The sequence below is a fragment of the Rhodococcus mengyinensis genome, from assembly GCF_048381435.1.
GTDB lineage: Bacteria > Actinomycetota > Actinomycetes > Mycobacteriales > Mycobacteriaceae > Rhodococcus_F > Rhodococcus_F opacus_D.
Map to the genome: position 1 here is coordinate 22,655 of NZ_JBLWIT010000159.1, position 6,218 is coordinate 28,872.

Consider the following 6,218-nt stretch of genomic DNA (forward strand, 5'->3'; position numbering starts at 1 on the left):
TTCACCCGCGGCCCAGTTCGACGATCTCGTCGAGACTCTCCTGCAGGCACTGCATGAACCGCGCCGGCTCGGTGACGGCGGCGGTGTCGAGATTGACGCCGATGCAACACGTGCCGACGTGGGAGACGAGGGTGGCCATGACCGCACAGCCGGGGGCCGGGCCGAACGGGAACATCCGCTCGATCCGGGCACCCGCCAGATACACGGGCACGGGGACCCCGGCGACGTTGCTGGCCTGCAGATCGAGACCCGTCGACTGTGAGAGGTACCAGTTCGCCAGCACCACCGTCGGAAGCCGGACCAGAAGGGGGGCGGCCGAATCCAGCAGTCCGAGTGCGGGTTCCTGGCGCAGCCCCAGGATGATCGCGCGCACCTTCTTGATCCGCGCGACCGGGTCGCGTTCACCGACCGGTCCGGCGAATCGGGCCGCGGCGAACCGGTTGCCGCCCGTCGGATCCGACGCCGAACGCATGCTCACCGGCATGCCCACCGGAATCGTCTCGAGGTCGCGGCCGAACGATTCGTGGTAGCGGCGGAAGCCGCCCAGCAGGGCCGCCACGTACGCGTCGTTCAGCGACCCACCGGAGACGTGAGCCGCGGAACGCAGTTCGTCGACACCCACCTCGAGCACCCCGAACCAGCGTCCGAGTCCGCGGTCGCGCAGCAGGTCCGAACCCGTGGTCGGGGGAGGGGTCACCACCCTCCGGATCGAGTTCGCGTAACCGGCGACCTCCGTGACACTGCCCACCGGGTCGCCGACGACGGTCATCGCCGTCCGCACCGCTCCGCGGATCAGGCCGCCGAGACGGCCGGGGGCGCTGCGCACGGTGTCGAGTGCCTGCTCGAACAGGGCGCCGCCGCCCGACATCTGCTCCGGCAACGGCGCGGGCCGATCCGGTTTGTCCGGCGACGGTTCGGGGCGCCTGCTGTGCAGCAGCGTCATCAACTGGATGCCGCCGAGCCCGTCCGTGATGCTGTGGTGCGTCTTCACCACGTAGACGGCGCGGCCGTCGTCGAGTCCCTCGATGAGCATCGCGCTCCACGGCGGCCGGGCGCGGTCGAACGGCTCGGTCGCCATGTGCCTGCACATCCGGAGCGCGTGGTCGAACGTCGCCGGCTCCGGCAGTCGCACCCGCGACAGGTGATAGTCGAGGTCGAACTCGGGGTCGACCGACCACATCGGATTGCCCAGCCGCAGCGTCGGCTCCACCACCCGCATCCGGATCCGCGGCACCATGTGCGACGCCCATTCGTGGGCGCGCACCAGCCGGTCCCAGTCCGGCGGTTTGTCGAGGACGTCGACCGCGACGATCGGTGAGCGCAGCTTCGGCTGCACCTCCTCCATCCGCCACATCCCGGTCTCGAAGTCGGACATCGTGCGGTCCGCTCCCCAGGCGACGTCGGAGAAATCCACGTCGACGGCACTCGGCGGTATCAGAGGTTCGCCGTCGGCCATGCCCACCCTCATTCGGTTGCTCGAGTTGCCCTCAGCTGCTGCTTTTCCAGTGTGGACCCGCCCCGCAGATCGCGTCCCTGGTTCTGGCGGATTGCGCACCGGACTTTCTGTCTAAGGTGAGGACGTGCCGACTCTCCACCACGCGACGCTCGACAGGATCGACCCGGCCACCCTCTACCGGATCATGGTCCTGCGGACCGACGTGTTCGTCTTCGAGCAGGGCATCGTGTCGGAACCCGAACTCGACGGACGCGACCTCGAACCGACCACCACCCAGTTCTGGGCGGAGGAGGACGGCGAGGTTCTCGCGACACTGCGTGTGCTGGCCGACGAACCGACACTGCACCTCGGACGCGTCGCCACCGCTACCCACGCCCGCGGGCGTGGACTCGCGGGTCAGCTGCTCGAAGCCGTGTTCGAGGCATTCCCGGGCCCCGTCGAGATCTCCGCCCAGGCCTACCTCGAAAACTGGTACGGCCGTTACGGTTTTCGCAGAACCGGCGAGAACTACCTCGAAGCCGGCATCGACCACCTGCCGATGAGGCGCTCCGCGCCCGTGCGTGGCTGACGAGTCTCTGGACTCCGTCACCACGCACCGAGTTGTCGTAGGCTGCCGTCATGGCGAAAAGCTTCGACTACTCCGAACAGATCGCGTACCCCATCGACCGGGTGCACGCGACCGTGACGGATCGGGCGTTCTGGCAGCACCGGTTCGACGAGGCGCCGGAGAAACTCACCCTCGACGACAGCCGCGGCCCCGGCACCCTGACGGCGACGATGCGCGACAGCATCGGCGCGTCCTCCCTCCCCGGGCTGGTCCGCAAAGTCGTCTCGGGCGAACTGAAGGTCGAGCGCGCCGACGAATGGGGTGCCCTCGACGGCGACCACGCCGACGGCCGGATCAGTGGCAGCTCCACCGGGATCCCGGTGAAGATCGAGTGCACGTCGGTGCTCCGCGCGTCCGGCGACGTCACCGTCCTGGACGTCGCCGGATCGGTTCAGGTCAAGATCCCGCTCGTCGGCGGACAGATCGAGTCCCTCGTCAGGAAGCTGGTCGGCGACATGGTCGGGCAGGACCGCGACGCGATCGAGAAGTGGCTCGGCGACAGCTGACGCTCACACCCTGGACGCCGGGCCGTCGAGTTCGACGTCCAGCGTGCGGGCCCCCGGCCCCGCCGTGCCCAGCCGGTCGTGGCTGTTGACGATCGCGCAGCTCCCGAGCGAGAGGCACCCGCAGCCGATGCAGCCGGTCAGGTTGTCGCGGAGCCGGATCAGCTGCTCGATCCGCTGATCCAGATCCGCATGCCACCGCGTCGAGAGCTTCTCCCAATCCTTCCGGTTCGGCGTCCTGCCCTCGGGAAGGGTCGCAAGGGCGTCCCGGATCTCGGCCAGCGGAATCCCGACCCGCTGGGCGATGCGGATGAACGCGACCCGCCGCAGCGTGTCCCTGCGATATCGACGCTGATTGCCGGACGTCCGCCTGCTGGTGATCAGCCCCTCGCGCTCGTAGAAGTGCAACGCCGACACCGCCACGCCACTGCGCTCCGACAGCTGCCCCGGCGTCAGTTCCTTGGCTCTCCACTCGGGCATCTCCACGACAGGCAACCTTTCACACGGTTACCTGAACAATACTCGAGGTCAGTCGCGGCGGAGATGTCCGTGCAGGTGATGCGTGAGCGGAGTCAGGTCGTGCGCCATCCACAGGTCGTACGTGAGGTCGCCGCCGCGCACCGACAACTGTCGCCGGATGCTGTGCACCGGTTTCGCGTCCGGGGACGCGCTCAGCACCACCATCGACAACTCGATGGTCCCCTCCCGGACCTGACCACGGTGGATCTCGGTGAATCCGGTCGGCTGGGCCACGAGCAGTTCCGCCTCGTCCTCGGCGACGAGCCGCAGGAACCCGGACTCCGAGTGCAACGGCCGACCGCTGCCCACCTCCTTCGTCCGAGACCGGTACGCCAGGAACGGTTTACCGGTGGGGGCGAATTCGATCTCCTCGGTGTATGCGAAGTTGTCGATCGTCGGGTACGCGCCCTCGCCCTCGCCGCGCCACAGACCGGCGAACGGCGCCAGGGCGGAGGGCACGGACGGAAAGGGCGGCGTGTTCGCAGACGAACTCGCCGCCGCATCCGAGTGCGCCGGCGAGAGAGTCGCGTTCTCGTCCATGAGATACCTCCGCCGTTTCACGGTACTCGCCTGCGGCGCCGAGGGACACGGTCGGCGACGGAGTGTTTGAGCGTGCCTGCCGGGCCCGCCGGCATTACCGTCTAGACATGAACGCGTCCGGTTCTGCACCGCTGGGGGCCAACTCCGAAGTCGGGCAGCTGCGTGCCGTCCTCCTGCACCGTCCCGGAGACGAACTGAAGCGGCTCACGCCCCGCAACAACGACCAACTGCTCTTCGACGGACTGCCCTGGGTCGACCGCGCGCAGGAAGAACACGACGCGTTTGCGGACCTCCTGCGCAGCCGCGGCGTCGAGGTCCTGCTGCTGTCCGACCTGCTCACCGAGACGCTCGGCGCCAGCGGCGCCGCCCGTATACAGGGCATCGGCGCGGCCGTCGACCCACGCAAACTCGGGCACACCCTGGCGCAGGAACTGGCCGCACACCTCCGCGGTGTCCCGGCCCCCGACCTGTCCACCATCCTCACCGCGGGCATGACCTTCGACGAACTTCCCGTCGCGGCCAACACGGCGTCGCTGGTCCGGCGCATGCACCACGGCGGCGACTTCGTCATCGACCCGCTGCCCAACCTGCTGTTCACCCGGGACTCGTCGTTCTGGATCGGACCCCGCGTGGCGATCACGTCCCTCGCCCTGCCCGCCCGCGTCCGCGAAACGTCCCTCACCGACATCATCTACGCCCACCACCCGCGTTTCCGCGGCGCCCGGCGCGCCTACGAATCCCACACGGCTCCCGTCGAAGGCGGCGACGTCCTGCTCCTCGCACCGGGAGTCGTCGCCGTCGGGGTGGGGGAGCGCACCACACCGGCAGGCGCCGAGGCGTTGGCGCGCAGCGTTTTCGAGGACGAACTGGCACACACCGTGCTGGTGGTGCCCATCGCGCAGGCCCGGGCGTCGATGCACCTCGACACCGTGTGCACGATGGTCGATCACGACGCCGTCGTGATGTACCCGATCATTCAGGACACGCTGTCGGCGTTCACCATTCACCGCGAGGACAAGGGTGTGTCGATCCGCGGAGCCGATCCGTTCCTGACCGCCGCCGCCGAGGCCATGGGCATCGGCAAGCTGCGCGTCATCGACACCGGACTCGACAACGTCACCGCCGAACGCGAGCAATGGGACGACGGAAACAACACGCTCGCACTCGCACCCGGCGTCGTCGTCGCGTACGAACGGAACGTCGAGACCAACGCCCGGCTCGAGGCGTCGGGCATCGAGGTACTGCGGATCGCCGGTTCCGAACTCGGCTCCGGCCGCGGCGGGCCCCGCTGCATGTCCTGTCCGGTGGCTCGCGACCCGCTGTAGGCGCTGCGCGCCCGTGCGCCTTTTTGGTTGCTCCTACTACGGCGTTTTCAAGCGGCCGTCGCAACAACGAGTTTCCCGAGACGCTCGGCTGGACTGTCCCAGTCGAGCGTCATACGGGGACGACGATTGAGTTTATCGGCCACCACGTCGAGGTAGACCTCTTCGAACCCGTCCAACGCGATCCCCTTGGGGAAGTACTGGCGCAGCAAGCCGTTTGTGTTCTCGTTCGTCCCGCGCTGCCACGGCGAACGCGGATCACAGAAATACACCGGCACCCCCGTCTCGACAGTGAACCGGGCGTGCTGACTCATCTCCGCACCCTGATCCCAGGTGATCGACTTGGCAAGGTGCTGGGGAAGCTCGGTGATCTTGCGGGTCATCGCCGACCGCACCTGCTCGGCGGAATGCCCATCCGGCAGGTGCAACAGCATCACGAACCGGGTCGACCGCTCCACCAACGTCCCGATCGCCGACTTGTTGTTCGCCCCGATGATCAGATCGCCCTCCCAGTGCCCGGGCACCGCCCGGTCCTCGACCTCGGCGGGACGCTCGGAAATCATCACCATGTCCGGGAACTTCCCCCGCCGCTCACCGACCGTGCTTCGGTGTTTACGCAGGTAGCGGCCGGTCCGCAGATGGGCGGTCAGCTCCCGCGTCAACGCTCCCCGGGACTGGACGAACAACGCCTGATAGATCGATTCGTGTGACACCCACATCTCCGGCCGGCTCGGATACTCCCGCCTGAGCTTGTGCGAGATCTGCTGCGGTGACAAGTCCTCACCCAGCCACCCCTGCACCTGCTCCCGCAACTCGGCGTGGGCGGCGAGCTTGGCGGTCTTGGGGCGCCGGGCGCGGGCCTCGGCGTCCCGTTGGGCCCGTGAGGCCAGATACTTCCCGCGAGAGGACAACGCCCGCCGCAGTTCCCGGCTGATCGTGGACGGGCTGCGGCCCAGTGCGTGGGCGATCGCCCGGATCGTCCACCCGTCCCGGCGGAATTCGTCGATCTGCTCCCGCTCGGACAGCGACAGATACCGCCCCGACGGGGGAACAGGTCGGCGGGGACGCACTCCACCGACCTGCACCAGCCACCGCCGCATCTGGGTCAGCGAGACCTGCACCTCACACGCCGCGCTGACCGTGTCCTGCCCCGCCCGCAAACACTCCCAGAACTGCTCCCGCACTCGCCGCTCGATCGGCGGCCGCCCCTTGAACACCATCCACAACACCCTTCCTTACCAGGGATGTTGCGTCGACCGACTGAATACGCC

7 protein-coding genes are annotated in these 6,218 nt (G+C 68.3%); 3 read left to right on the top strand and 4 right to left on the bottom strand.

Annotation, left to right across the window (positions count from 1 at the left end):
• Position 1: 1 nt before the first annotated feature.
• Positions 2–1,456, bottom strand: coding sequence for a wax ester/triacylglycerol synthase domain-containing protein (locus ACNJ7E_RS42255; RefSeq protein WP_005255408.1), 1,455 nt, complete (start codon positions 1,454–1,456; stop codon positions 2–4).
• A 124-nt stretch (positions 1,457–1,580) separates the two neighbouring features.
• Here ACNJ7E_RS42255 and ACNJ7E_RS42260 point away from each other — a divergent pair, with 124 nt between their 5' ends.
• Both ACNJ7E_RS42260 and ACNJ7E_RS42265 read left to right on the top strand, forming a co-directional pair.
• Positions 1,581–2,024, top strand: a complete 444-nt coding sequence (locus ACNJ7E_RS42260; protein ID WP_280785085.1) for a GNAT family N-acetyltransferase — start codon at positions 1,581–1,583, stop codon at positions 2,022–2,024.
• Positions 2,025–2,074: 50 nt separating this feature from the next.
• Positions 2,075–2,569 (top strand): DUF2505 domain-containing protein, encoded by a 495-nt coding sequence (locus ACNJ7E_RS42265; RefSeq protein ID WP_283331507.1) that lies wholly within the window; start codon positions 2,075–2,077, stop codon positions 2,567–2,569.
• Positions 2,570–2,572: 3 nt separating this feature from the next.
• Here ACNJ7E_RS42265 and soxR read toward each other — a convergent pair whose 3' ends face one another.
• Both soxR and ACNJ7E_RS42275 read right to left on the bottom strand, forming a co-directional pair.
• Complete coding sequence (soxR, locus tag ACNJ7E_RS42270; protein WP_418342583.1) at positions 2,573–3,052, bottom strand: redox-sensitive transcriptional activator SoxR; 480 nt, start codon at positions 3,050–3,052, stop codon at positions 2,573–2,575.
• A 42-nt stretch (positions 3,053–3,094) separates the two neighbouring features.
• Entirely contained in the window at positions 3,095–3,625 is a 531-nt protein-coding gene (locus tag ACNJ7E_RS42275) for a nitrobindin family protein (RefSeq protein WP_280785083.1), read from the bottom strand.
• A gap of 107 nt (positions 3,626–3,732) precedes the next feature.
• Between ACNJ7E_RS42275 and arcA the strand changes: the two genes are divergently transcribed.
• Positions 3,733–4,950, top strand: coding sequence for an arginine deiminase (gene arcA, locus ACNJ7E_RS42280; protein ID WP_280785082.1), 1,218 nt, complete (start codon positions 3,733–3,735; stop codon positions 4,948–4,950).
• Positions 4,951–4,997: 47 nt separating this feature from the next.
• On the opposite strand, the gene ACNJ7E_RS42285 is transcribed toward arcA, so the two are convergent.
• Positions 4,998–6,167, bottom strand: a complete 1,170-nt coding sequence (locus tag ACNJ7E_RS42285) for an IS30 family transposase (protein ID WP_418339463.1) — start codon at positions 6,165–6,167, stop codon at positions 4,998–5,000.
• Positions 6,168–6,218 lie beyond the last annotated feature (51 nt).